The sequence below is a fragment of the Micromonospora sp. HM134 genome (assembly GCF_007833915.1).
Taxonomy (GTDB): Bacteria; Actinomycetota; Actinomycetes; order Mycobacteriales; family Micromonosporaceae; genus Micromonospora; species Micromonospora wenchangensis.
Window position 1 is genome coordinate 582220 of record NZ_CP041061.1, and the last position, 24008, is coordinate 606227.

General features: G+C 74.5%; 24 protein-coding genes and 1 riboswitch. Of the genes, 16 read left to right on the top strand and 8 right to left on the bottom strand.

All coding sequences use genetic code 11. The features are described 5' to 3' along the window. Positions 1-43 precede the first annotated feature (43 nt). Together FJK98_RS02980 and FJK98_RS02985 are read right to left on the bottom strand one after the other, a co-directional pair. Positions 44-841, bottom strand: a complete 798-nt coding sequence (locus FJK98_RS02980; protein ID WP_145917647.1) for a hypothetical protein — start codon at positions 839-841, stop codon at positions 44-46. 230 nt (positions 842-1071) lie between these two features. Further along, entirely contained in the window at positions 1072-1443 is a 372-nt protein-coding gene (locus FJK98_RS02985; RefSeq protein ID WP_145917648.1) for a hypothetical protein, read from the bottom strand. Positions 1444-1683: 240 nt separating this feature from the next. Here FJK98_RS02985 and FJK98_RS02990 point away from each other — a divergent pair, with 240 nt between their 5' ends. Then, a complete protein-coding gene (locus tag FJK98_RS02990) occupies positions 1684-2286 on the top strand; it encodes a lipocalin family protein (protein ID WP_145917649.1) in 603 nt (200 codons plus the stop codon). A gap of 66 nt (positions 2287-2352) precedes the next feature. Here the strand turns inward: FJK98_RS02990 and FJK98_RS02995 are convergent, their stop codons facing one another. After that, a complete protein-coding gene (locus tag FJK98_RS02995) occupies positions 2353-2679 on the bottom strand; it encodes a helix-turn-helix transcriptional regulator (RefSeq protein WP_370516991.1) in 327 nt (108 codons plus the stop codon). 256 nt (positions 2680-2935) lie between these two features. Between FJK98_RS02995 and FJK98_RS03000 the strand changes: the two genes are divergently transcribed. Continuing rightward, entirely contained in the window at positions 2936-3640 is a 705-nt protein-coding gene (locus FJK98_RS03000) for a carbonic anhydrase (RefSeq protein WP_145917651.1), read from the top strand. Between the two features lie 138 nt (positions 3641-3778). Here FJK98_RS03000 and FJK98_RS03005 read toward each other — a convergent pair whose 3' ends face one another. Both FJK98_RS03005 and FJK98_RS03010 read right to left on the bottom strand, forming a co-directional pair. Then, positions 3779-4804 carry a hypothetical protein gene (locus tag FJK98_RS03005; protein ID WP_145917652.1) on the bottom strand — a complete coding sequence of 342 codons (1026 nt, stop codon included), beginning with the start codon at positions 4802-4804 and terminating at the stop codon, positions 3779-3781. A gap of 3 nt (positions 4805-4807) precedes the next feature. Beyond that, a riboswitch (cyclic di-AMP (ydaO/yuaA leader) is annotated at positions 4808-4939 on the bottom strand. Positions 4940-5105: 166 nt separating this feature from the next. Beyond that, positions 5106-6449, bottom strand: coding sequence for a YibE/F family protein (locus tag FJK98_RS03010; RefSeq protein WP_145917653.1), 1344 nt, complete (start codon positions 6447-6449; stop codon positions 5106-5108). A 161-nt stretch (positions 6450-6610) separates the two neighbouring features. Between FJK98_RS03010 and FJK98_RS03015 the strand changes: the two genes are divergently transcribed. The 3 genes from FJK98_RS03015 (at position 6611) to FJK98_RS03025 (ending at position 9865) form a co-directional block, all read left to right on the top strand. After that, positions 6611-8653 carry a heavy metal translocating P-type ATPase gene (locus FJK98_RS03015; protein ID WP_145917654.1) on the top strand — a complete coding sequence of 681 codons (2043 nt, stop codon included), beginning with the start codon at positions 6611-6613 and terminating at the stop codon, positions 8651-8653. Between the two features lie 44 nt (positions 8654-8697). Beyond that, entirely contained in the window at positions 8698-9171 is a 474-nt protein-coding gene (locus FJK98_RS03020) for a hypothetical protein (protein ID WP_145917655.1), read from the top strand. 64 nt (positions 9172-9235) lie between these two features. Then, positions 9236-9865 carry a DUF305 domain-containing protein gene (locus FJK98_RS03025; RefSeq protein WP_145917656.1) on the top strand — a complete coding sequence of 210 codons (630 nt, stop codon included), beginning with the start codon at positions 9236-9238 and terminating at the stop codon, positions 9863-9865. A 52-nt stretch (positions 9866-9917) separates the two neighbouring features. On the opposite strand, the gene FJK98_RS03030 is transcribed toward FJK98_RS03025, so the two are convergent. Then, positions 9918-10217 (bottom strand): metal-sensitive transcriptional regulator, encoded by a 300-nt coding sequence (locus tag FJK98_RS03030; RefSeq protein WP_091244878.1) that lies wholly within the window; start codon positions 10215-10217, stop codon positions 9918-9920. A 94-nt stretch (positions 10218-10311) separates the two neighbouring features. Here FJK98_RS03030 and FJK98_RS03035 point away from each other — a divergent pair, with 94 nt between their 5' ends. The 5 genes from FJK98_RS03035 (at position 10312) to FJK98_RS03055 (ending at position 14020) form a co-directional block, all read left to right on the top strand. After that, complete coding sequence (locus FJK98_RS03035; RefSeq protein WP_088643691.1) at positions 10312-10518, top strand: heavy-metal-associated domain-containing protein; 207 nt, start codon at positions 10312-10314, stop codon at positions 10516-10518. Positions 10519-10529: 11 nt separating this feature from the next. Continuing rightward, entirely contained in the window at positions 10530-10757 is a 228-nt protein-coding gene (locus tag FJK98_RS03040; protein WP_145917657.1) for a hypothetical protein, read from the top strand. A 14-nt stretch (positions 10758-10771) separates the two neighbouring features. Continuing rightward, on the top strand, positions 10772-13048 hold the full coding sequence (locus FJK98_RS03045) for a cation-translocating P-type ATPase (RefSeq protein WP_145917658.1): 2277 nt from the start codon (positions 10772-10774) through the stop codon (positions 13046-13048). Positions 13049-13193: 145 nt separating this feature from the next. Continuing rightward, the gene (locus FJK98_RS03050; protein WP_088643694.1) at positions 13194-13367 is read left to right on the top strand and encodes a CsbD family protein; all 174 of its coding nucleotides are present in this window, start codon (positions 13194-13196) and stop codon (positions 13365-13367) included. A gap of 143 nt (positions 13368-13510) precedes the next feature. Beyond that, positions 13511-14020, top strand: a complete 510-nt coding sequence (locus FJK98_RS03055; protein ID WP_145917659.1) for a hypothetical protein — start codon at positions 13511-13513, stop codon at positions 14018-14020. Positions 14021-14074: 54 nt separating this feature from the next. On the opposite strand, the gene FJK98_RS03060 is transcribed toward FJK98_RS03055, so the two are convergent. After that, on the bottom strand, positions 14075-15352 hold the full coding sequence (locus FJK98_RS03060) for a DUF2786 domain-containing protein (RefSeq protein WP_145917660.1): 1278 nt from the start codon (positions 15350-15352) through the stop codon (positions 14075-14077). 169 nt (positions 15353-15521) lie between these two features. On the opposite strand from FJK98_RS03060, the gene FJK98_RS03065 reads away from it, so the two are divergent. After that, positions 15522-16412: a DUF3152 domain-containing protein gene (locus tag FJK98_RS03065; RefSeq protein WP_240762577.1), complete on the top strand. Its 891-nt coding sequence runs from the start codon at positions 15522-15524 to the stop codon at positions 16410-16412. A 104-nt stretch (positions 16413-16516) separates the two neighbouring features. On the opposite strand, the gene FJK98_RS03070 is transcribed toward FJK98_RS03065, so the two are convergent. Continuing rightward, complete coding sequence (locus tag FJK98_RS03070) at positions 16517-16945, bottom strand: ATP-binding protein (RefSeq protein WP_145917662.1); 429 nt, start codon at positions 16943-16945, stop codon at positions 16517-16519. Between the two features lie 396 nt (positions 16946-17341). Between FJK98_RS03070 and FJK98_RS03075 the strand changes: the two genes are divergently transcribed. From FJK98_RS03075 to FJK98_RS03095, 5 genes are all read left to right on the top strand, one after another. Further along, the gene (locus tag FJK98_RS03075; RefSeq protein ID WP_145917663.1) at positions 17342-18877 is read left to right on the top strand and encodes a glycosyltransferase family A protein; all 1536 of its coding nucleotides are present in this window, start codon (positions 17342-17344) and stop codon (positions 18875-18877) included. Positions 18878-19164: 287 nt separating this feature from the next. Beyond that, complete coding sequence (gene kdpF, locus FJK98_RS03080; RefSeq protein ID WP_067312053.1) at positions 19165-19254, top strand: K(+)-transporting ATPase subunit F; 90 nt, start codon at positions 19165-19167, stop codon at positions 19252-19254. Continuing rightward, positions 19254-20909: a potassium-transporting ATPase subunit KdpA gene (gene kdpA / locus FJK98_RS03085; RefSeq protein ID WP_145917664.1), complete on the top strand. Its 1656-nt coding sequence runs from the start codon at positions 19254-19256 to the stop codon at positions 20907-20909. The genes kdpF and kdpA overlap by 1 nt, the downstream gene beginning before the upstream one ends. 20 nt (positions 20910-20929) lie before the next feature. Beyond that, the gene (kdpB, locus tag FJK98_RS03090; RefSeq protein WP_145917665.1) at positions 20930-23119 is read left to right on the top strand and encodes a potassium-transporting ATPase subunit KdpB; all 2190 of its coding nucleotides are present in this window, start codon (positions 20930-20932) and stop codon (positions 23117-23119) included. Beyond that, on the top strand, positions 23119-24000 hold the full coding sequence (locus FJK98_RS03095; protein WP_145917666.1) for a potassium-transporting ATPase subunit C: 882 nt from the start codon (positions 23119-23121) through the stop codon (positions 23998-24000). Before kdpB ends, FJK98_RS03095 begins: the two co-directional genes overlap by 1 nt. Positions 24001-24008: the final 8 nt, after the last annotated feature.

Consider the following 24008-nt stretch of genomic DNA (forward strand, 5'->3'; position numbering starts at 1 on the left):
GGGGGCGCGCCGCGCCGCCGTCCGTCGCCGGGGCGGGGGCGGGTCAGTAGGCGGCGACGGCGGCCCGACCGCGCGCCACGACCGGGTTCTCCCGGGTGGTGTCCGTCGCCGGGCGGGGTGCCTCCGGCATCGGCAGCACCGACTCGGCCCGCTCCGGGCGGCGCTCGCGCGCGGCGAACGCCTCGTCGCGCAGGCTGCGGGCCGCCGCGCCGGCCAGGTCGGCGGCCCGCCAGGCCGCCTGCTCCCGGGCGACCGCCGCTCGGTGCCGGGCCGCCAGGTGGTCCCGGGTCGCGCGGCGCAGCACCAGTTCCTGCTCGACCGGGTGCCGGCGCGGGTCCCAGCCGGCCCGGTGGGCGAGGACGTCGTCGAGTTGGGCGTCCGACAGCTCACCCCTCCGGTGCGCCTCCTCGGCGGCCCGGTGCAGCCAGCGTTCCCGGTCGGCGTACTCGGCGGGGGTCTGGCCGGTGTGCGGCAGGGGCATGACCGCAGCGGCGGCGAGCCGGCGCAGGTGCGCCTCCGCCGCCTCCAGCGCCGTCCAGGCCGACTCGACCTCCTCCTGGGTGGCGAGCCACCCGGCCCGCAGCCGGCTCGCCGTGGTGCCGGCCCGGTCGGCCGCCACGGCGACCTCCTCGGCGTACCGGGTGTGCTCCCGGTCCAGCTCGGCCCGTTCCGGGTCGTCGGGCAGGGCGGCGTCGCGGAACCGGCCGGCCACCGCCAGCCGGAGCCGGCCGGGCCGGACCACCAGGGCCGCGACGGCGACGGCGGCGAGGGCGAGCAGGATCAGCCAGATCGCGGCGGCGGCGGGGACATCGGGCAGGACGGCGGAGAAGACGGTCTGCATCACCAACACCTCACGGTGGACAACGATGTGGACGGACGGTGGCCCGGCAGCGGGCGGGGGCGGTGCGCGACACGTCCTGCGACGGAGGGACCGGACCGGATCTGCCCGGACCGGACCGGATCGGCCGGATCGGATCGGCCGGATCGGATCGCCGCCGGACCGACCGGGATCGGTTCGCGGCCGGCGGTGGGCCGGTCGTGGCCGGACGGGCGGCGCAGGTGCCGCGCGGCTCAGCTCCGGGGCGGGCCGCGCCGGCCGGTGGCGTCCCGGGCCGGGTCCGGCGTCGCCCCGGCGGCCGGCGCGACGGGCCGGGCGGCGGCACCGTCGGCGGGCGTCGGCGGCTGGGGCCGGAGGGACCCGTCGTCGGGCCGCTCGTCGCCGGGCCGGGTGTCGGCCCGGTCGCCGGCCGGCCGGGCGTCGGCGGGCAGCGTCGCCACCCGCGAGGTCACCACGGACGGTCGGGCGGCAGCGGCGGCCGGGCCGCCGGTGACGGCGAGGAACCCGCCGAGGCCGACGGCGAGCACCAGCGCGGTGACCGCCAGCCGGGTCAGGTCGCGCAGCCTCGACACCCAGACGGGCGGGGTGGAGGCTGCGCGGATCACCCGTCCAACCTATCCCCGACCGGCCGTCCGCGCAGCGGCGGTGGCCCGACCGGACGAGTGAGTCGGGCCACGGTGTGCCGTGTGGACGGACCGCTCCCACCAGGGATACGGCCGCTGACCTGCGCCTGGATGCATCGACGGTGATGAGAATGCCGACAGTTTCCGGCCGGTGGGTCCGGGCAATTCCGCCGACGGCGCGACGCCCCCGCCGCGCCGGACCGACAGACCGGAGGAGACACCATGGGAGTACGCCGTCAGGTCGTTGCGGCCGTCGCGGTCGCCATCGCGGCGGTGCTGGCCACCGCCGTACCGGCGCAGGCCGCGCCGACCGCCGTCGACACCGGACCGCTCACCCCGGTGGCCGACGTCGACGTCGAGCGTTACGCGGGCGACTGGTACCAGGTCGCCGCCATCCCGGCGATCTTCGAGATCCAGTGCTACAAGAACGTCGCGGCGCGGTACGACGTCCAGCCCGACGGCACCATCGGGGTCCGCAACACCTGCCGCACCATCATCGGCACCACCAGCGCGGTCACCGGGCGGGCCCGTAGCGAGAACCCGCCGGCCGACTCGGCGTTGACCGTGTCCTTCCTCAAGCTCGGCGGTAGGTGGATCTACCTGGGCGGGCCGAACTACGTGGTGATCGGGCTCGACCCCGACTACCGGTGGGCGGTCGTCGGCGACCCGGACCGCAGCAGCGGTTTCGTCCTCTCCCGGGAGCCGGCGCTGACCGGGGCGCAGACGGCGGCGGCGAAGGCGGCGCTCACCGCCAACGGCTACGACCTGTGCGACTTCCGGACCACCCGGCAGGACGGTGGTGGCGGAGCCGGCAGCTTCTGCTGAACACCCACCCCGCGACGGCCCGTCCCCACCGGGGCGGGCCGTCGGCGTACCTGCCGGGCCGGCGGCTCAGGCGTCGGGCTCGGCCGGGTCGGGGGTGAAGAGGGCGAGCAGGTCGCCGACCTGGCGGTCGGCCTCGGCGGGGTGCCGGAAGTGACCGCTCGGGTTGAGCGTGTACTCGTTGCGCCGGCCGACCCGGGTCCGCCGCAGGTAGCCGCCGGCTTCCAGGTCGGCGACGATCGCCTGGGCGGCCCGTTCGGTCACCCCGACCTCGTCGGCGACGTCCCGGAGCCGGGCGGTGGGGTTGCGGGCGATGGCGAGCAGCACGTGACCGTGGTTGGTGAGGAACGTCCAGTTCCGGGTGCTCCCGGTGCCGCCTGTCGCCATGATGGTCATCGTATGGCCCGTTCCTGGGAGACCCGTCGTCGGCCGCCCCGACGGTCGCGCCCGGTCGGTGGGATCGGGCCCGGTGGGTCGCCCGCCGAGCCGGTGCGCGCCCGGGTTCGACACGCCGTCGACACCGCGCCGACCGATGCCTGAAACGTGTATCACGAAATCTTGACGTACCTTTAGCTGCGTGTGACCGTGGGGACACGGCCGTCGTCGCCGCCGGCCGGCGTGACCAGGTGCGATTCCGGACCGAGGTGAGGCAATGGCCCCGATCACTCCGACCCAGGCGCTGGCCGAGTTGCAGGCCGGCAACCGGCGTTTCGTCGCCGGGGCACCCCGCCATCCCAACCAGGACGCCGGGCACCGCACCGCCGTCGCCGACGGCCAGCATCCCTTCGCCGTCATCGTCGGCTGCTCCGACTCCCGGCTCGCCGCCGAGATCATCTTTGACCGGGGTCTCGGTGACCTCTTCGTGGTCCGGACCGCCGGGCACACCGCCGGGCCCGAGGTGCTCGGCAGCGTCGAGTACGCGGTGACGGTGCTCGGCACCCCGCTGGTGGTGGTCCTCGGGCACGACTCCTGCGGTGCCGTGCAGGCGGCCCGGGACACGGCCCGTACCGGCACCCAGCCCCCGGGGCACCTCTACTCGGTCGTCGCCGCCGTCGGGCCGAGCCTGCGTCGCGCGGCCCAGCAGGGGGTGCACGACATCGACGGGATCGTCGACATCCACATCGCGCAGACCGTCGAGGTGCTGCTCGGCAACTCCCCGGTGATCGCCGCCGAGGTGGCGGCCGGCCGGTGCGCGGTGGTCGGCATGTCCTACCGGCTCGCCGCCGGTGAGGTCCACCAGGTGGCCCCGGCCGAGGAACCCACCGCCCAGGCGTCCGCCGTCGCGGTGCCCGGGCCCGCCGCGCCGACGGGTGTCGACCCCGCCCCGGCGGGCGAGCCGGCGGCCGTCCCCGGCTGAGCCGCCCCACGCACGACGAAGGCCGCCCGGTCCAGCCGGGCGGCCTTCGTCGTCGCTCGCTGACCCCACTGGGGTCGATGATGCGGATCCGGGACGCCGGACACCGCATCATCGGCCCCGATGAGGCTGATCACCCCGCTACAGCAGAGACACGTGCACGTGGTCGGTGTGGTTGGACGGCCCCGAGTACGAACTCCAGCCGTTGGCCGGGAACCAGATCTGCCGGTTCCAGATCACGTAGTAGATGCCCAGCCGGTCCGAGTTGCGGATCAGGAACGCGGCGAGGTTGTTGCCGTACATCCGGGTGTCGTTGTTGTGCCACGGGCTGAACCCGCTCTTCTGCAACGACCAGTCGCACGCCTTGCCCTTGGGGTGCTCCCACGGCCCACCGGGGCGGTAGCAGCCGACGAACCGGTTGAAGCCGGCCCGCTTGACCTCCTTGTACATGTGCAGCGTGCGCGGCGTGACGCAGCCGGACGTGGTCGGGTCGTTCTCGCTGCACGACTCGCCGCGCCACTCGCCGTTGGCGGTCTGGCCGGGGGCGATGCGGGCCACCGGGGACGTCGCGTCGACCAGGCCACCGGTGAAGCCCCGGCCGCCGACGAGGGCCAGCGCCTTGTCGGCCTCGGTCTTCTTCTTGGCCATCAGGTTGGTCTGCTTCTGCTGCTCGCGTACCTCGGCGTCGAGGGCGAGCTTGGCGTTCTCGGCCCGGCTCTTGGCCTCGTTGACCTCGGCCAGCTTGCCGGCGTTGACCATGTTCAGCTCGTCCAGGGCGGCGGCCCGGCGGACGAAGGCGTCCGGCGCGTCGCTCTCCAGCAGCGCGGCGACCGCGCCGACCCGACCCGTCCGGTACGACTGGGCGGCGATCTCGGTGACCTGGGGGGCCAGCGCGGCCAGTTCCTGCTCCGCCTTCTCCACCTCGATGGCGAGCTGGAGCTGACGCTTCTTGGACTTCTCCAGCCGGTTCTTCGCCGCCGAGTACTCCCGGTTGGTGGCCTCGATGACGTCGGTGAGGAGCTTCGGCTCGTCGTCCTCCTCGTGCCCCGAGGGGGTGGGCGCGTTGGGCGCGGCCGTCGCGGGGGCGGCGGCCGGTCCGGCGACGATCGCCAGGGCGGCGAGTACGGCCACTGCCGGCGTCAGCCAGCGGCGTAGGGGTGCCGTCACAGTTTTCCCTTCCGTCGACCGCCGACCGGGTTAGCTGACGGGTTCGGGACGGAAGTGGCCCCTACCGCTGGCGCGGATTCACCCCGGGTGCTCGGTTCCCCGGCTCGCCGTACGGCGATTGGGCGGTGGCACCGCTGGCGCCGGTGGGCGCCTTCGGCGGTGACCGGCAGCGAGGTTACCCGAGAGTCGTACCGGGGATCTACGCCCGCAACCCGACCAAATGCGTATTTTCCCGATAGCGAGGGGTAATCAGTGACGCGGCCGACAGCCGCGACCTCGCCTCCGGTCACGCAGCGCAGTGTCACCATGCGGCGTCCGTGCTCCTTTCCGGGTCTGGCCACCGTGCGGGGGCCGGGGTGGACGGTTCACCGTGCCGGGGCGCGCTCAACGCCTCCAGCGCCTCGGCACGGTCGGGGGCGGGACGTGGGGTGGGCGGCGGTCCGACCGTACCGGCGTCGGCCGGCCCCCGCCCGGCGGTCACCACCAGCGCGGCCAACCCCGTGGTCAGCGGCACCGCCGCCACCAGCCCGAGGGTCGCCACCGCGCTGCGGACGATCTCCTGGGCCAGGAACTCGCTGGTGAGGATCTGGCCCACCGGGCGGCTGTCGGCGGTGAGCAGGAGCAGCAGCGGCAGCGACGCGCCCGCGTACGCCAGCACGATCGTGTTGACCGTGGACGCGATGTGCGCCCGGCCGACCCGGGTGGCCGCCCGGTAGAGCTGCAACCGGGACAGCCCCGGGTTGGCGTGCGCCAGTTCGGTGACGGTGGCCGACTGGGTGACCGTGACGTCGTCCAGGACCCCGAGCGACCCGATGATGATCCCGGCCAGCAGCAGGCCGTGCAGGTCCACGTCGCGTTGGTACATCGACAGCGTGGTGGCCTCCTCGCTGCCGTACCCGGTCAGGTGGGTGGCGGCGGTGGCCAGCGTGCCCAGGACGCCGGTCAGCACCAGGCTGCCCAGCGTGCCCAGCACCGCCACCGAGGTCTGCGCGGTGATCCCGTGGGTCAGGTACAGCACCACGAACATGATCAGCGCGGCGCCGGTGACCGCGATCGGCAGCGGCGCGCCCCCGGCGGAGATGCCCGGCACCACGAAGGTCAGCAGGATGGCGAAGCTGGCCCCGAGGCCGGCCAGGGCGGCCAGCCCGCGCAACCGGCCGAACGCCACGATCGCCGCCGCGAACAGGGCGACCAGCCAGAGCAGCGGCATGCCCCGCTGGTGCTCGGCGATGTGGTAGCTGCTCACCGACGGATCGCTCGGGTCGGCCAACGCGACGAGCACCACCTCGTCGCCGACCGCCACCGTCGGCGCCCCCGGCCCGGACGGCACCGGCGTCTGCACCTCACGGCCCGCGTCCGGCCCCTGCTCGACGGCGACCGTCACCGTCCCGCACGGCCCGTCGGCCACCCCGGAGGGGCCGTCGGGGGTCTGCGGGGCGGGCGGGCACGGCTCGGTCACCACCCGGGTCACCGTGCCGTGGTGGCGGGGCACCTGGTCGCCCTGGTCGATCTTCGGGGTCTCGCCGGGCCAGAGCACCAGCGTGGCGATCACCGTGACCACGATGAGCGGCACCACCGTCATGACGAGGAGCCGCCGCACCCGCGGCGGGGTGGACGGAGCGGGACGGGTGTGGTCGGCGCCCATGTGTGCGAGTTCTCCCAACGATCCGGGACGGGATACGTGTCAGCCGGCCAACCGGTTCATCCACGGACGGCGGGTCATCGTCGGACGATGGTAGCCACCACCCCGGCCCTCCCGCCCGGTTCGCCCTGCCCACGGTAGGTCGAGGGGGGAGGGTGGAGGTCATGGACCAGCACCGGCCGGCCCCGGCGGCCAGCCCGCACCCCGGCCACCCGGGGCCACCCGGTCACGCCGACCACGACCCGGCGACGTTCCGGCATCGGTTCCTGGTCTGCCTGGCGCTGACCCTGCCGGTGGTGGCGACCGACCGGATGGTGCTGGCCTGGGCCGGCCACCCGCTGGAGTTCCCCGGCCGGTCCCTGGTCGGGCCGGTGCTCGGCTCGGTGGTCTTCTGGTGGGGCGGCCGGCCGTTCCTGACCGGGGCCGTCCGGGAGGCCCGCGCCCGCACGCCGGGCATGATGCTGCTGGTCGCGATGGCGATCAGCGTCGCGTACGCCGCCTCGGTCCTGACCTTCCTCGGTGTCTTCGACCTGGACTTCTGGTGGGAGCTGGCGGCGCTGGTGACGATCATGCTGCTCGGTCACTGGCAGGAGACGAAGGCGATCGGCCAGGCCCGGGGGGCGCTCGACGCGCTGGCCGCGCTGCTCCCCGACGACGCCGAACGGGTCGGCGCGGACGACGTCGTCGAACGGGTGCCGGTGACCGGGCTGCGCGAGGGCGACGTGGTGCTGGTCCGCCCCGGCGGTCGGGTGCCCGCCGACGGACGGATCGTGGCCGGCGTCGCCGAACTAAACGAGTCGATGGTCACCGGCGAGTCCCGGCCGGTGCCCCGGTCGACCGGCGACCGGGTGGTGGCCGGCACCGTCGCCACCGACCAACCCGTCCGGGTGCGCATCGAGGCGGTCGGTGAGGCGACCACACTGGCCGGCATCCGCCGCCTGGTCGCCCAGGCGCAGCGGTCCGGCGGGCGGGCGCAGGCGCTCGCCGACCGCTTCGCCGGCTGGCTGTTCTACGTCGCCACCGGCACCGCCGTGGTGACCGCGCTGGTCTGGACCGCGCTCGGCGAGCCGGACCAGGCGGTGGTGCGGGCCGTCACCGTGCTGGTGATCGCCTGCCCGCACGCCCTGGGCCTGGCGATCCCGCTGGTGGTCGCGCTCTCCACCGCCCTCGCGGCCCGCTCCGGGGTGCTGGTACGCGACCGGTTGGCGCTGGAGCGGATGCGGACCGTCGACGCCGTGCTCTTCGACAAGACCGGCACCCTCACCCGGGGCGAGCACGTGCTGGTCGGGGTGGCCGCCGCCGACGGCACCGACGGGGACGACGTGCTGCGGCTCGCGGCCGGCGTGGAGGCCGCCAGCGAACACCCGCTGGCCCGCGCGATCGTGACCGCCGCCGCCGACCGGGGCGGACCGCGTACGGCCACCGGGTTCCGCGCGCTGCCCGGCCGGGGCGTCCGCGCCGGGATCGACGGCACGGGCTACGCCGTCGGCGGTCCGGCGCTACTGCGCGACCTGGGCCGGGAGCTGCCCGGCGAACTGGCGGCGGCGCAGCGGGAGTGGACCGGCCGGGCGGCGGTGGTGCTGTACCTGGTGCGCCTGCCCGACACCGTGGTCGGCCTGCTCGCCCTCGCCGACCAGGTGCGACCGGAGGCACGGGAGGCGGTCGACGCGCTGCGGGCCGAGGGCGTCCGGACGATCGCGATGATCACCGGGGACGCCCGGCCGGTGGCCGAGGCGGTCGCCGCCGACCTGGGCTTCCGACCCGGGGTGGACGAGGTGTTCGCCGAGGTGCTCCCGGCCGACAAGGACCGGCAGGTGGCCGGGTTGCAGCGGCGCGGGCTGCGGGTGGCGGTGGTCGGTGACGGGGTGAACGACGCCCCGGCCCTGGCCAGGGCCGACGTCGGGATCGCCATCGGCGCGGGCACCGACGTGGCGGTCGAGTCGGCCGGGGTGGTGCTCGCCTCGTCCGACCCGCGCGGGGTGGCCGGTGTGCTGCGGCTGTCCCGGGCGGCGTACCGGAAGATGCTCCAGAACCTGGCCTGGGCGGCCGGTTACAACGTGGTGGCGTTGCCGCTGGCCGCCGGGGTGCTGGCCGGGGCGGGGATCACGCTCGGCCCGGCGGTCGGCGCGATCCTGATGTCCGCGTCCACGATCGTGGTGGCGCTCAACGCCCAACTGCTGCGCCGGGTACGCCTCGACGCCCGGTGACCCGTACCGGCCCGCCGGGCGGCCGGGACGGCTAGCGTGGAGCCGTGCGGCGGGCGGGTACGGCGACGACGACCGGGCGGTGGTTGCGGCTGCTCCTGCTCGTCGGCACGTTGCTGGGGCTCTCCGCGATGCACACCCTCGGCCACGACGCACACCTGGGCGGCGGTCACCCCGCCGGCCACGACACCGCGACGGGCGGCCCGCACCGGTCCACCGCCGGGCACGACGCCCCGGCCGACCGGTCGTTGCCGCGTGAGCCGGTGCCGGTCGTCGGGGGATGCGTCCACGGGTGCGCGGCGGCGCTGCCCGGCGGGTCGTCCGACAGTCCGTCGACGGCGTGGGGCGTCTGCCTGGCGGTGCTCGGCGCGCTCACCGTGACGGTGCTGGTGCTGCTCTTCGCGGTGCGTACCAGGCCGGCCGGGGTGTCCCGTCCGCCGTCGCGGCCCCGGGAGCCGCGCGCGCCGCCACCCCGCCCGCTCGGGCTCCGCCTCGCCACGGTGTCGGTACTGCGCAGATAGGACGCCCCGACGCGCGGCTCCGCCGCGTCCAGTGTCCTTGTCCGTCGTACCGAAAGGTCCGCTCGTGTCCACTCGTCGTCGTGCGCGCCGTGCCGTCCTGGCCGGCGTCGCCCTCAGCACCGTCGTCGCCCTGTCCGGCTGCGGCGGCGACCATTCCACCGACGGCGGCCACGGCCGCCCGGCCGCGGGCGCCGCCCCGGCCGCCTCCGCGTCCGCCGGGGTCGACCCGGCCGACGTGACGTTCGCCCAGATGATGATCCCGCACCACCAGCAGGCGGTACGGATGTCGGAGCTGGCCGGGAGCCGGGCCGAAGATCCGGAGGTCACCCGGCTGGCCGGACAGATCCGCGCCGCCCAGGCCCCGGAGATCGCCACCATGACCGGGTGGCTCACCGCCTGGGGTCGACCCGTCCCGTCCGGCAGCCCGGCCGGCGGTCACCTGCCCGGGATGGACCACGGCATGCCGGGGATGATGTCCGACGCCGACCTGGCCCGGCTGGAGGGGGCGACCGGTCGGGACTTCGACCGCCGCTTCCTCACCATGATGATCGCCCACCACGAGGGGGCGATCACCATGGCCCGGCAGGAGTTGGCGGACGGTCGGCACGCCGGGGCGCGGGCCATGGCGCAGCAGATCGTCGCCACCCAGCAGGGCGAGATCGACACCATGCGGAAGATCCTCGCCCGGCTCTGACCCGTGCGCGGGCGGGCCGGTCCCGACCGGTCCGCCCGCGTCGCCGGGGCGGTCAGCCGCGTTTCATCAGGCGGCCGACGGCGGCCATCATCTCGGCGGCCATCTCGTCGGCCCGGCCCTCGGCGGCCCCCTCGTGCATGCAGTGCCGGGCGTGGCCGTCGAGCAGCCCGAGGGCGACCTTGTCCAGGGCGGCCTGCACGGCGGAGATCTGGGTGAGCACGTCGATGCAGTACCGGTCGTCGTCGACCATCTTCTCGATGCCCCGGACCTGCCCCTCCACGCGGCGCAGCCGCGCGAGCAGCTGGTCCTTGCTGGCGGTGTAGCCCCGGACCGGGGTGCTCGGTGTGGTCATGTCGACCACGATAGCTTACCCCCGGGGGGTATGCTACGGTCGCAGGGCGACGTACCCCTGGGGGGTATGTTGGACGAGTGGAGGGGAGAGCCGCATGATCACGAACTACCAGGTGACGGGCATGACCTGCGGGCACTGCGTCAGCGCGGTGAGCGCCGAGGTGGGTGCCCTCGACGGCGTCACCGACGTCCAGGTCGACCTGGCCTCCGGCCGGGTCGCCGTCACCAGCGACGGCCCGCTGGACACCGCGTCCGTACGGGCCGCCGTCGACGAGGCCGGCTACGACCTCGTCGAGGCGTGACGGTCCGGGGCGTGAACACACCGACCAGGCTGGGCGGCTTCGCCCTCGCCCTCGCGGTGGTGTTCGGCGCGGCGTACGGGGTCGGCCAGCTGACCGGCCCCGTCACCCCGCCCGCCGAGACCCGCCACGACCCCGCGCACACCCCGGAACCCGCCCGTAGCCCCGTCGTCCCCGAGCCCACCACCGACCCGACGCCGACCGTCACCGGCACCGGCGGGGCCGGTCACACCCACGGTTGACCGGAGGTGCCGCGATGACCCCGACCACCCAGAACCCGCCCACCGCCCCCCACCTGATCGAACTGGCCATCGGCGGGATGACCTGCGCCTCCTGCGCCGCCCGGATCGAGAAGAAGCTCAACCGGCTCGACGGCGTCGAGGCGAGCGTCAACTACGCCACCGAGAAGGCCACCGTCCGGTACCCCGACGGGGTCACCCCGGACGACCTGATCTCCACCGTCGAGAAGACCGGCTACACCGCCGTCGTCCCCCCGCCGCCCGCCCCCGCCGGGACGGAACCGGCCGGCGCGCCGGTCGACGAACTGGACGCCCTGCGGACCCGGCTGCGGGTGTCGGCCCTGCTCACCCTGCCGGTGATCGTGCTGGCGATGGTGCCTGCCTGGCAGTTCACCTACTGGCAGTGGCTGTCGCTGACCCTGGCCGCCCCGGTGGTCGCGTACGGCGGGCTGCCGTTCCACCGGGCCGCCTGGACCAACCTGCGGCACGGCGCGGCGACCATGGACACCCTGGTGTCGCTCGGCACCCTGGCCGCGTTCGGCTGGTCGCTCTGGGCGCTCTTCCTCGGCGACGCCGGGATGCCCGGGATGACCCACCCGTTCCGGCTGGACGTCGTCCGCACCGACGGGGGCGGCAACATCTACCTGGAGACCGCCGCCGGGGTGACCGTGTTCCTGCTGGCCGGCCGCTACTTCGAGGCCCGGTCCAAGCGGACCGCCGGGGCGGCCCTGCGCACCCTGCTCGAACTCGGCGCGCGGGACGTCGCCGTGCTGCGGGGCGGCACGGAGACCAGGGTTCCGGTCGACCAGCTCGTCGTGGGCGACCGGTTCGTGGTCCGACCCGGGGAGAAGATCGCCACCGACGGGCGGGTCGACGAGGGCACCTCGGCGGTCGACGCCAGCATGCTCACCGGCGAGTCGGTGCCGGTCGAGGTCGGGCCCGGCGACCAGGTGGCCGGTGCCACCGTCAACGCGGGTGGCCGGCTGGTCGTCACCGCCACCCGGGTCGGTGCGGACACCCAGCTCGCCCAGATGGCCCGGCTGGTCGAGGCGGCGCAGACCGGCAAGGCCGCCGTGCAGCGGCTCGCCGACCGGATCTCCGGGGTCTTCGTGCCGGTCGTCATCGCGCTGGCCGTCGGCACGCTGGGCTGGTGGCTGGGCGCGGGTGCCGGCCCGACCGCCGCCTTCACCGCCGCGGTGGCCGTGCTGATCATCGCCTGTCCGTGTGCGCTCGGCCTGGCCACCCCGACCGCGCTGCTGGTCGGCACCGGGCGCGGCGCCCAGCTCGGCATCCTGATCAAGGGGCCGGAGGTGCTGGAGTCCACCCGGCAGGTCGACACCGTGGTGCTGGACAAGACCGGCACGGTCACCACCGGCCGGATGACCCTGGTCGACGTCCGCCCCGTCGCGGGGCAGGACCGGGCCGAGCTGCTCCGGCTCGCCGGAGCGGTGGAGGCCGGCTCGGAGCACCCGATCGCCCGCGCCGTGGCGGCCGGTGCCGTCGGGGCCGGGGAACTGCCCCCGGTCACCCGGTTCGCCGCCACCGAGGGGCTCGGCGTCACCGGCACCGTCGACGGCCACGACCTCGTCGTCGGGCGGCCGAGGCTGCTGCGCGAACGGGGTCTGGACGTACCGGAGGAGGTGGTCCGGGCGGTGGCCGAGGCGGAGGCCGCCGGGCGTACGGCGGTGGTGGCGGGCTGGGCCGGGCGGGCCCGGGGCGTCCTCGCGGTCGCCGACGTGGTCCGACCCACCAGCCGGGCGGCGGTCGCCGGCCTGCGCGAGCTGGGCCTGACCCCGGTGCTGCTCACCGGGGACAACGCGACAGTCGCGCAGGCGGTGGCCGCCGAGGTCGGCATCGACCAGGTCACCGCCGAGGTGCTGCCGACCGACAAGGTCGACGTGGTACGCCGGCTCCAGGCGCAGGGCCACACCGTCGCCATGGTCGGCGACGGGATCAACGACGCCGCCGCCCTGGCCCAGGCCGACCTGGGGCTGGCCATGGGCACCGGCACCGACGTGGCGATCGAGGCGTCCGACCTGACCCTGGTCCGGGGTGACCTGACCGCCGCGGTGGACGCGATCCGGCTCTCCCGGCGCACCCTCGCGGTGATCAAGGGGAATCTGTTCTGGGCGTTCGCCTACAACGTGGCCGCCCTCCCGCTGGCCGCCGCCGGGCTGCTCAACCCAATGATCGCGGGGGCGGCGATGGCCTTCTCGTCGGTATTCGTGGTGGCCAACAGCCTCCGTCTGCGCCGCTTCTCCACCGCCACCCCCCACCCCGGACAGCCGCGTTGATCAAGAGGTTTGCGTCACCCGCCGGCTCGCTGGTGACGCAAACCTCTTGATCAACGGGCTGGGGCCGGTGGCGGCTGTGTTTTGGGGAGGGGAGGTGGGGGTATCTGGGTGGCGTTGGAAGAAATGCTTTATTCGGGAGGCTCTCATGGGGTTCGACGACAAGATCGGCAACACGACCGAGAACACCGCCGGCAAGATCAAGGAAGGCGTCGGCCGGGCGACCGACAACGAGCGCCTTGAGGCCGAGGGCCGCAACGACCAGGCCAAGTCCAGCCTCAAGCAGGCCGCCGAGAAGGTCAAGGACGCCTTCAAGAGCTGAGCCGCGCAACCGTCACGCCGGACCGACCCCGTCGGGCCGGCGTGACGCGTGTCCGGGCCCGCCGGTGCCCGCCGATTCGATTTCCCGCCCGGTCGTGCGGCATCGTGTCGCGGTACGGCCGTCACACCGAACGGGGAAAGTCGATGCATCGCCGCTCCGCCACCGCACTCACCCTCGCCGTCCTCGCCGTCCTCGCCACCGGCTGCTCGGACGGGGAGGCCGGCACCGACGCCGCCCCCGGCCCGTCGGCCACCGCCACCACCGGAGAGCCCACGCCGGAGGCGACGGCCACCACCGCCCCGGAGAGCACCGCGCCGACCACCGGCACCGCCGCGAACACCGCCCAGGTCTGCCGGGCCGTCGATCAGTTGATCATCGACGGCAGCCGGCAGATCACCGCCGACTCGGCCGACGCCACCCGGGAGGAACTCACCCCGGAACAGCTCAACGGCAAGCTCAAGGGGCGGCTGAGCCGGCTCGCCGACGACGTCCGCGCGCAGGCCCGCAAGGCGCAGGACGACCGGATCAAGAAGCTGGTCGAGGAGACCGCCACGAAGATCGACGCCGGGGCGGCGGCCAAGAGCCCGGCGAGCTGGATGGGCACCGACTTCGTCGACATCCCGCCCCGGCTCACCCGCGACTGCCACGTCTGAGCCGGCGCCACGGCCCGGCGTCGACCGGTACGGCCCGGCGTCGACCGTTACGGCTCAGCGTCGACCGGGCAGCGGGCGTGACGGCGGCGCGCTGCCGGCGAGCGAGGCCCGGTCGGCGGCCGAGGTGCCGGACTGCCAGCCCTCGGCGTCCCGCACGGTCAGCCGGGCCCGGGTGACCCCGGGGAAGAGGGTGTCCATCCGTTCCCGTACCGCACCGGAGCGGGCCGCGAGCACCGGCAGCAGCCGGTCCGCCCCGGCGTCCTGCGTCGCCTGCCGGTCCGCCGCGTCGGTCGCGGCCCGCAGCCGCTCACCGATGCGCAGGGCGAAGGCGTGCAGGAAAGCCTCGTCGTACGCTTTGGTCCGCCGGCCGCCGCCGCGCCGCTCCCGCCGGCCGCGCAGCATCGCGGCGGTGGCCTGCACCAGCAGCGAGGTGTGCAGCAGTTCGACGGCCTCCAGATCGGCCGGGAAGCCGAGCACGGTGGCGAAACCGAGATCGTCGGACCAGACCGACTCGCACCGGTTCGCCGCCGCCACCTCCTGCACCAGCAGCGCCTTCGCGCCCGCGTAGGGGGCGTCGGTGCTGATCCGGACCCCGCCGGGCTGGTCCGGGTGGGCGGCCGTCGACTCGACGAGCGCCCGCTCCAGGCTGTGCCGGGCGATCAACTCCTGCGCCTTCCCGGTGAACGCCTCCGCCTCGGCGGGGAAGGTGGTGGACTCCGCCTTGGCCAGCAGCGCCCGTACCCGGTCGAGGACGCGGGAGCCGGACGGCCCGCGCGGCCCGGTCACCGTCGCGGCACCGCCGCCGCCGGGCGGTGGGCGCAGCACCGCGACCGGCGGCAGGCCGGCCAACAGCGCCAGCACCTCGACCGCGTCCCGCAGGGCGGCGATCCGGTCCGTGCCCTCGCGGGCCGCCCACCCGCCCAGCCAGCCCGCGTCGTCGTCCCAGCGGACCCGGGCGTCCAGGTCGGTCAACTGGTCGTCCCACCACTGCGGCACCGGGCCGGGCTGTGCCGCCCGGTCGGCGGCGAGGGCGTCGACGACCAGCCGGCCGGGGCGCGCGCCGAGCCGGCGGGCCACGATCCGGGCCACGTCGGCCGGCTGCCAGCCCTGGGGCCACAACCGGTGCACGGCGGTGACGAGCCGGCGTAGCAGCGCGGCGTCCACCGCCGCCGGCCCGTCGGCGGCGTCCGTGGCACCCCGGCCGCCGTCGCCGCCGGGCCGCGCCGGGGCGCTGCCGACCACCAGCCGGTCCAGCTCCCGCTCCGCGTTACGTACGTCGGTGCCGCGCACCGCCGCGACGGCGGCGGTGATGAGGGCGTCGGCGTCCGGCACCTGTGGTCCTTCCTCGGGGGACGACGGCCGGATGGTGTCCGGATCGTCGGGAGTGTCTGCCCGGCAACGGTACCCGGGCCCGGATTGCCCCTCCCCGGCACTCATCCGTTCGCCGCCCGTGCCCGTACTCCTGCCCGGAGTGGTATCCGGTTGGACGGGGAGGCGAACGGTGAGCACCCTGACGGTGAGCGAGTCCGTCGACCGTGGCCGGCACCGGGGGCGACGCCGGGGCGTGACCCCGGCCGGCGTCCTGACGGCGGTGCTGGTGGTGGCCGGGCTGGTCGCCGGCGGCGCGGTGGTGACCCAGCGGCAGGGCATCGACCTGGGCGCCCTCGTCGGCGACGTACGGCGGGAACCGCTGCGGCCGGCCAACGCGGCGGTGCCGCCGGTGCCGCCCGGGGAGCAGGCGCCCGCCCCGCTCTCCTCCGCCGCGCCTCCCGCCGCCGCGCCCGCCCCGGCGGCGCTGCGTTATCCGCAGCGGGGGACCGGCACCTGGCGGACGGCTACCGCCCAGGGTGCGGTGGCCGGGCGCGGCGGGCAGCTGCTGCGCTACCGGGTGGCGGTGGAGGGCGGCATCGACGACGTCGACCCGGAGCGGTTCGGTCGGGAGGTGGCGATGGTGCTCGCCGACCGCCGGGGCTGGACCGCCGACGGCCGGTGGCGGCTGCAACGGGTCGGCGGCGACACCCCGGCCGACTTCACCGTGCTGCTGACCACCCCGGTCACCCGGGGTGAGCTGTGCGGGGACACCTCCGACCGGTACACCTCCTGCCGCAACGGCGACCGGGTGGTGGTCAACGTGGCGCGCTGGGCCCGGGGCGTGCCGGACTTCCGGGGCGACCTCGGCACCTACCGGGCGTACGTGCTCAACCACGAGGTGGGGCACCGGCTGGGCCGGGGGCACGAACGGTGTCCGGCGGCGGGCGGGCCGGCGCCGGTGATGCAGCAGCAGACCCTCGGCCTGCACGGCTGCCGCCCGAACGCCTGGCCGATGGTGGGCGGCAGCCTGCTCACCGGCCCGGCCGGCGAGTACGACGACCCGATCCCCTCCGACGGCTGACCCGGCCTCCGGGCGGGCGTTGATCGGCTCAGGTGGGCCGATGTTGCGCTGTCCCGGGCGGGCGAAGGCGCATCATCGGCCCCGTTGCTTCGCGTCCCGTCCGCTCAACGGCGGGGGAAGGACGCCCAGATGTTCTTGGTGCGGTCGGTGGCGTACCAGCCGACCTTCAGCGAGACGGCCATGGCGATCTGGAGTCCCCGGCCCCCGGCCCCCATCGGGCGGGTGTCGGCCAGCTCGGGGATGCTGCTGAGGTCGTGGTCGGCCACGTCGAGGATGAGCGAGTCGTCGACGGTCAGTAACCGGACGATAGTCGGCGGAATGCCATGCTTGAGGGCATTCGTGGCGAGTTCGGTGGCAACCAGGACGACCAACTCGGGGACCTCGTCCATCCGTTGACCGTCGAGGAGCCGCTCACCGGTGAGGGCCTCGTGCAGGGAGGCGCGCAGGGTACGCAGGTCGGCGGGATCGGCCAGTTCCCACCGTCGCAACTCGGTGGCCTGCGGCGGGGGCGGCGAGGTGAGAAGCTGTGCCATGATCCCGGTTTACCCTACGTAGCGGTCAGCTATGCCAGCCCCGGCTGTCGGGGATTCGTCGCATGCCACCCGCCGTACGGCCCCTCGCGTCGGCCCGGTTCGACGACCCCTGGGCGGCCCGGGGCAGGAGCCCCGTCGGCCCGCCTCCGGCGCCCGGCGGGGTGTGCTTCGGGCCACTGTCCAGGGTGGTGTGCCAGGCGGGGACGGGTGGGGTTCCGGCGTCCCGCCGGGGATCGCAGAAATCATCCGATTCGGGGCCTGCGTCAGCCCTTGCGGTCGCGTAAAGTCCGCAAACTGAACGGGCCATGTCGGCGACGGAACGCCCCGCTAACGGGTGCCCGTCCGCACGGTTGGGCGCATCCCCGCGCCGGCTCGCGGACCGCCTCAGGAAGAGCCATGACCGCCAGTACAAAGACCCCCAAGGTGACCGTCGTGGTCCCGGCGTACAACTCCGGACCGCACATCGAGAAGCTCGTCACCTCGTTGCTGGGCCAGTCGCTGCCCGCCGGTGAGTTCGAGGTCATGTTCGTCGACGACGGCTCGACCGACTCGACCGGTGCCCGCCTCGACGAGCTGGCCGCCGCCCACCCGCACTTCCGGGTGCTGCACATCGACAACTCCGGCTGGCCGTCGCGCCCCCGCAACCTCGGCGTCGAGCACGCCCGGGGCGAGTACGTCTTCTTCGCCGACGACGACGACTGGTTCGGCGAGGAGGCGCTGGAACGCCTGTACGCCTGTGCCACCGGGCACGACGCCGACCTGGTGGTCGGCAAGATGGCCGGGCACCGCCGCTCGGTGCCGCGCGAGCTGTTCCGGCGCAACCGGTTCGACGCCACCCTGGAGAACTCGCCCCTGATCGACAGCCTCACCGCGCACAAGCTGTTCCGGCGCTCCTTCCTCGTCGAGCACGACCTGCGCTTCCCCGAGGGCAAGCGTCGGCTGGAGGACCACGTCTTCGTCACCCGGGCCTTCTTCCTGTCCCGGCGCACCTGCGTGCTGGCCGACTACGTCTGCTACCACCACCAGCGGCGGGTCGACGCCGGCAACGTCACGGCCACCGCGCTGGAGCCCGCCGGCTACTTCGTCAACCTGCGCGAGGCGCTCGACATCGTCGACGCGCACACCGAGCCCGGCCCGCTGCGTGACCGGCTGCACCGGCGGTGGCTGCGCAACGAGATGGTGTCCCGGTTGCGCGGCCGGCGGCTGCTCGACGCGCCCGCCGACTGGGTGGACCAGCTGGTCGGCGAGGCGCAGCGGACGATCCGGGACCGGTTCGCCCCGGGCGTCGCCGCCGGTCTGCCGCCGCTGCAACGGATCATCACCCGGCTCATCGAGCAGGGACGCACCCCGGACCTGCGCCGGCTCGCCGAGTGGGAGGCGGCCGTCCGGGCCGTGCCCACCGTGCAGCGGGTCGAGCGGGACGCCACCACCCTGACCGTCACGCTCACCGCCGAGCTGTCCTTCGGCGACCGGCCGCTCACCCTCACCGCCGACGGCGAGCAGCGGCTGCTGGTGGTGCCGGTGGACGACGTCCCGGCCGACCTGCGGGACGCCACCACCCGGATCAAGCAGTCCAAGCTCGACGTGATCGCCCGGCGGCGGGACACCCGGGAGGAGTTCTTCGTGCCGGTCACCGGCACCGTCGAGCTGGTCCCGGCGGCCGACGGCATGCTGCGACTGGTCCAGCGGGGCACCGCCCGCCTCGACGTCGGGGCGCTCAACGGCGGCCGGAGCAGGGGCACCTGGGACCTCAAGGCCCGGGTCACCTGCTGCGGCTGGACCGAGGACGCCGTACTCCCGGTGGCGTTCCGCTGCGCGGCCGACGGGGCCCGGCCGGTCTCCGTGCCGTACCTGGGCAGCCTGCGTTTCCGGCTGCGGCGGGCGGTGGCCCGCCGGGTGCCCGAGTCGATCCGGCGGGTCATCCGCCGCTGACCCCGCCCGTCCCGTAGCGGGACGTGGACCGGCGCCACCGTGACCCCCGTCACCGGTCGGGCGGCCGGCGTGAAGAACGCGTCAAGAAACCGTGGCCCCCCGTCACGGTCGCGTTATGGCCCCTGTCCGGTCGGACGACAGCGCGTTGTGATTGCCCGGCGTGGCCGGGAGGCGGTCACGCGTACCCGTCCGGTTGGGGGAGTCCGCGTGTCTGACGTGGTGTTCGTGCTGGTGACGGTGGTGCTGTTCGCGGCGCTCACCCTCGTGGTGAGGGGCGTGGAGAAGCGGTGAACGCCGTCAACGCCGTCGGCCTGGTGCTGGCGATCGGTCTGGGTGTGTTCATGGTCGTCGCGCTGCTGTTCCCGGAGCGTTTCTGATGACCACGAGGACAGCCGGCGTCGTTTTCGTGGTGTCCCTGGTGGTGGCGCTCGCCGTCGCGTACCGCCCGGTCGGTGACCACCTGTACCGGTCGGTCGCCGGCACCCGTCAGTCCCGGGTGGAGCGCGGGGTGTTCCGGCTGGTCGGGGTGAACCCGGCCGCCGGGCAGTCGTGGGGCGTCTACGCCCGCAGCGTGCTGGCCTTCTCCGCCGTCTCGGTCCTGTTCCTCTACGCCCTCCAGCGGTGGCAGGACCACCTGTGGCTGTCGCTGGGCTTCGACCCGGTGGTCCCGCACGGGGCCTGGAACACCGCCGTGTCCTTCGTGACCAACACGAACTGGCAGTGGTACTCGGGCGAGTCGACCATGGGGCACCTGGTGCAGATGGCCGGGCTGGCGGTGCAGAACTTCGTCTCCGCCGCGGTGGGCATCGCCGTGGCGGTGGCCCTGATCCGGGGCTTCGCCCGCAGCCGCACCGGCGAGGTGGGCAACTTCTGGGTCGACCTGGTGCGGATCGTGCTGCGGGTGCTGCTGCCGGTCGCGGTGCTCGGCGCGCTGGTGCTGATGCTCGGCGGCGTGGTGCAGAACCTCTCCGCCGGCACCGACGTGACCACCCTGACCGGCGGCGGCCAGAGCCTCCCCGGCGGGCCGGTGGCCGGCCAGGAGGTGATCAAGGAGCTGGGCACCAACGGCGGCGGCTTCTACAACGCCAACAGCGCCCACCCGTTCGAGAACCCCACCGCCTGGACGAACTGGATCGAGCTGTTCCTGATCCTGCTGATCCCGTTCAGCCTGCCCCGGGTCCTCGGCCGGATGGTCGGCCAGCAGCGGCAGGGCTACGCCGTCGTCGCGGTGATGGCCGTCCTGGCGCTCGGCAGCGTCGCCCTCACCACCGGGTTCGAGCTGGCCGGGCAGGGCACCGTGCCGCAGGCGGTCGGCGCGGCGCTGGAGGGCAAGGAGGTCCGCTTCGACGTGTCGGACTCGGCGACGTTCGGGGCCGTCACCACGCTGACGTCGACCGGCGCGGTGAACTCGTTCCACGACTCGTACACGGCGCTGGGCGGGATGATGACGCTGGGCAACATGATGCTCGGCGAGGTCGCCCCCGGCGGCGTCGGCGCCGGCCTGTACGGGCTGCTGGTCCTCGCGGTGATCACGGTGTTCGTCGCCGGGCTGATGGTCGGCCGGACCCCGGAGTACCTGGGTAAGAAGATCGGCACCCGGGAGATCACGTTCGCCTCGCTGTACTTCCTGGTCACCCCGGCCCTGGTGCTGATCGGCACCGCCACCGCCTTCGCCACCGGCAACGACGCGACCGCGTTGAACACCGGCCCGCACGGCCTGACCGAGGTGCTCTACGCGTTCACCTCGGCGAGCAACAACAACGGCTCGGCGTTCGCCGGGATCACCGTGAACACCGCGTGGTGGAACACCGCGCTCGGGTTGTGCATGCTGCTCGGCCGGTTCCTGCCGATCATCTTCGTGCTCGCCCTGGCCGGCTCGCTCGCCCGCCAGGCACCCGTCCCCGCCTCCGAGGGCACCCTGCCGACGCACCGACCACTCTTCGTCGGAATGGTCGTCGGCGTCACGGTGATCCTGGTGGCGCTCACCTTCCTGCCCGCGCTCGCGCTCGGCCCGCTGGCCGAAGGGCTGTGACCCGCATGAGGAACGAGGACATGTCCGTCGCGTCCGTGACCACCGACGACGACCGGCCGGCCGTCGACACCCCCGCCGTCGACACCCCCGCCCCCCGGGCCGGTGGCGGCCTGCTCGACCCCCGGCAGCTGGTCAGGTCCCTGCCCGGGGCGCTGCGCAAACTCGACCCGCGCACCCTGTGGCGCAGCCCGGTGCTGCTGATCGTGGCGATCGGCGCGGCCTTCACCACCGTCCTGGCGGTCACCGACCCGTCGGTGTTCGGCTGGGCGATCACCGGCTGGCTCTGGCTCACCGTGATCTTCGCCAACCTCGCCGAGGCGGTCGCCGAGGGCCGGGGCAAGGCGCAGGCCGCCACGCTGCGCCGGGCCCGGCAGGACACCGTCGCCACCCGGCTGGTCGGCTGGACCCCGGGCGCGCCCGCCGACGCGTACACCGACGAGGCGGTGCCGGCGCCGCAGCTGCGGCAGGGGGACGTCGTCCTGGTCGACGCCGGCGGGATCATCCCCGGCGACGGCGACGTCGTCGAGGGCATCGCCAGCGTCGACGAGTCCGCGATCACCGGGGAGTCCGCCCCGGTGATCCGGGAGTCCGGCGGCGACCGCAGCGCCGTCACCGGCGGCACCCGGGTGCTCTCCGACCGGATCGTCGTGCGGATCACCCAGCGGCCGGGGGAGAGCTTCATCGACCGGATGATCGCCCTGGTCGAGGGGGCCGACCGGCAGAAGACACCGAACGAGATCGCGCTGAACATCCTGCTCGCCGCGCTCACCCTGATCTTCCTGCTGGCCGTGGTCACCCTCCAACCGTTGGCGATCTCCGCCAAGGGCTGGCAGGCCGCCGCCCCCGACACCGGGGCGGTCACCGGCACCGGGGTGACCGGGGTGGTGCTGGTGTCCCTGCTGGTCTGCCTGATCCCCACCACCATCGGGGCGCTGCTGTCGGCGATCGGCATCGCCGGCATGGACCGCCTCGTGCAGCGCAACGTGCTGGCGATGAGCGGCCGGGCGGTGGAGGCGGCGGGGGACGTCAGCACCCTGCTGCTCGACAAGACCGGCACGATCACCCTGGGCAATCGACAGGCCACCGCGTTCCTGCCGGTCGAGGGGGTCACCGCCGACGAGGTGGCCGCCGCCGCGCGGCTGTCCAGCCTCGCCGACGAGACGCCCGAGGGGCGGTCGGTGGTGTCGCTGGCCACGCGGGAGTTCGACCTGGGCACGCCGGAGCCGGATCCGCTGCCGTACGCCGACTTCGTGCCGTTCACCGCGCAGACCCGGATGAGCGGCGTCGACCTGACGCCCCCGGACGCGCCGGCCCGGAAGGTCCGCAAGGGCGCGGCGACGGCGGTGCTGACCTGGGTACGGGAGCACGGCGGCGAGCCGGGCACCGGGGTCGACCGGATCGTCGACGGGATCAGCGGACACGGCGGCACCCCGCTGGTGGTGGCCGAACACGTCGCCGGGGAACCGGCCCGCGCGCTCGGCGTCATCCACCTCAAGGACGTGGTGAAGGCCGGGATGCGGGAGCGGTTCGCCGAACTGCGCCGGATGGGCATCCGGACCGTGATGATCACCGGCGACAACCCGCGTACCGCGAAGGCGATCGCGGACGAGGCCGGGGTGGACGACTTCCTCGCCGAGGCCACCCCGGAGGACAAGCTCGCCCTGATCCGCCGGGAGCAGGAGGGCGGCCGGCTGGTCGCGATGACCGGGGACGGCACCAACGACGCCCCCGCCCTGGCCCAGGCCGACGTCGGCGTCGCCATGAACACCGGCACGTCGGCGGCGAAGGAGGCCGGCAACATGGTCGACCTGGACTCCGACCCGACGAAGCTGATCGAGATCGTCGAGATCGGCAAGCAGTTGCTGATCACCCGGGGCGCGTTGACCACCTTCAGCATCGCCAACGACGTGGCGAAGTACTTCGCGATCATCCCGGCCATGTTCGCCGGCATCTACCCGGGCCTGGACCGGCTCAACGTGATGCGGCTGGGCAGCCCCGAGTCGGCGATCCTCGCCGCGGTGATCTTCAACGCCCTGGTCATCGTCGCGCTCATCCCGCTGGCCCTGCGCGGCGTGCGGTACCGGCCGGCCGCCGCGTCGACGCTGCTCGGCCGCAACCTGCTGATCTACGGCGTCGGCGGCCTCGTCGCGCCGTTCGTCGGCATCAAGCTCATCGACCTGCTCATCCAGTACGTCCCGGGGATCTCGTGATGCGCCTACCCACCTGGCTCGCCCAACACCTCGCCGCCCTGCGTGCCCTGCTCGTGTTCACCGTGCTGCTCGGCGTCGCCTACCCGCTCGCCCTGGTCGCCGCCGGCCGGCTCCCCGGCCTCGACGCGAAGGCCGACGGATCGCTGCTGACCGTGGACGGCCGGACCGTCGGCAGCGCCCTGATCGGGCAGTCCTTCACCGACGCCGACGGCAACCCCGTCCCGCGTTACTTCCAGTCCCGCCCGTCGGCGGCTGGCGACGGCTACGACCCGACCGCCTCCGCCGCCTCGAACCTCGGCCCGGAGAGCGTGCTGGACACCCTCGCCGCCGACCCGCAGCAGTCGACCCGGAGCCTGCTCAGCCAGGTCTGCGCGCGCAGCCGGGCGGTCGGCCTGCTCGAAGGCGTCGACGGGCGGCGGCCGTACTGCACGCCCGACGGGGTGGGCGCGGTGCTCGCGGTGTTCCGCGCCGACGGGCTGACCGGCCGGATCACCCGGGTGGTCAGCGTCAACCAGACCGCCCCGGCCACCCCGTTCGTCGCCTCCTGGCAGGGGGTGCCGGTGGAGCTGGCGGAGCCCGGGGAGGACTACCGGGCCGCCGGTGGGCTGGTCACCCCGGTCCGGGGGGATGCGCCGGAGCATCCCGCCGTCCCCGCCGACGCGGTCACCGCCAGCGGCAGCGGCCTCGACCCGCACATCAGCCCCGCGTACGCCGAGATCCAGGTGGCCCGGGTGGCGCGGGAGCGGGGCGCGGACCCGGCGGTGGTGCGGCGGCTGGTCCGGGAGCACACCACCGGGCGGACGCTCGGCTTCATGGGCGCCCCCGCGGTGAACGTGCTGGAACTCAACCTGGCCCTGGACCGGAACCTGCCCGCCCGCTGACCCCCGAC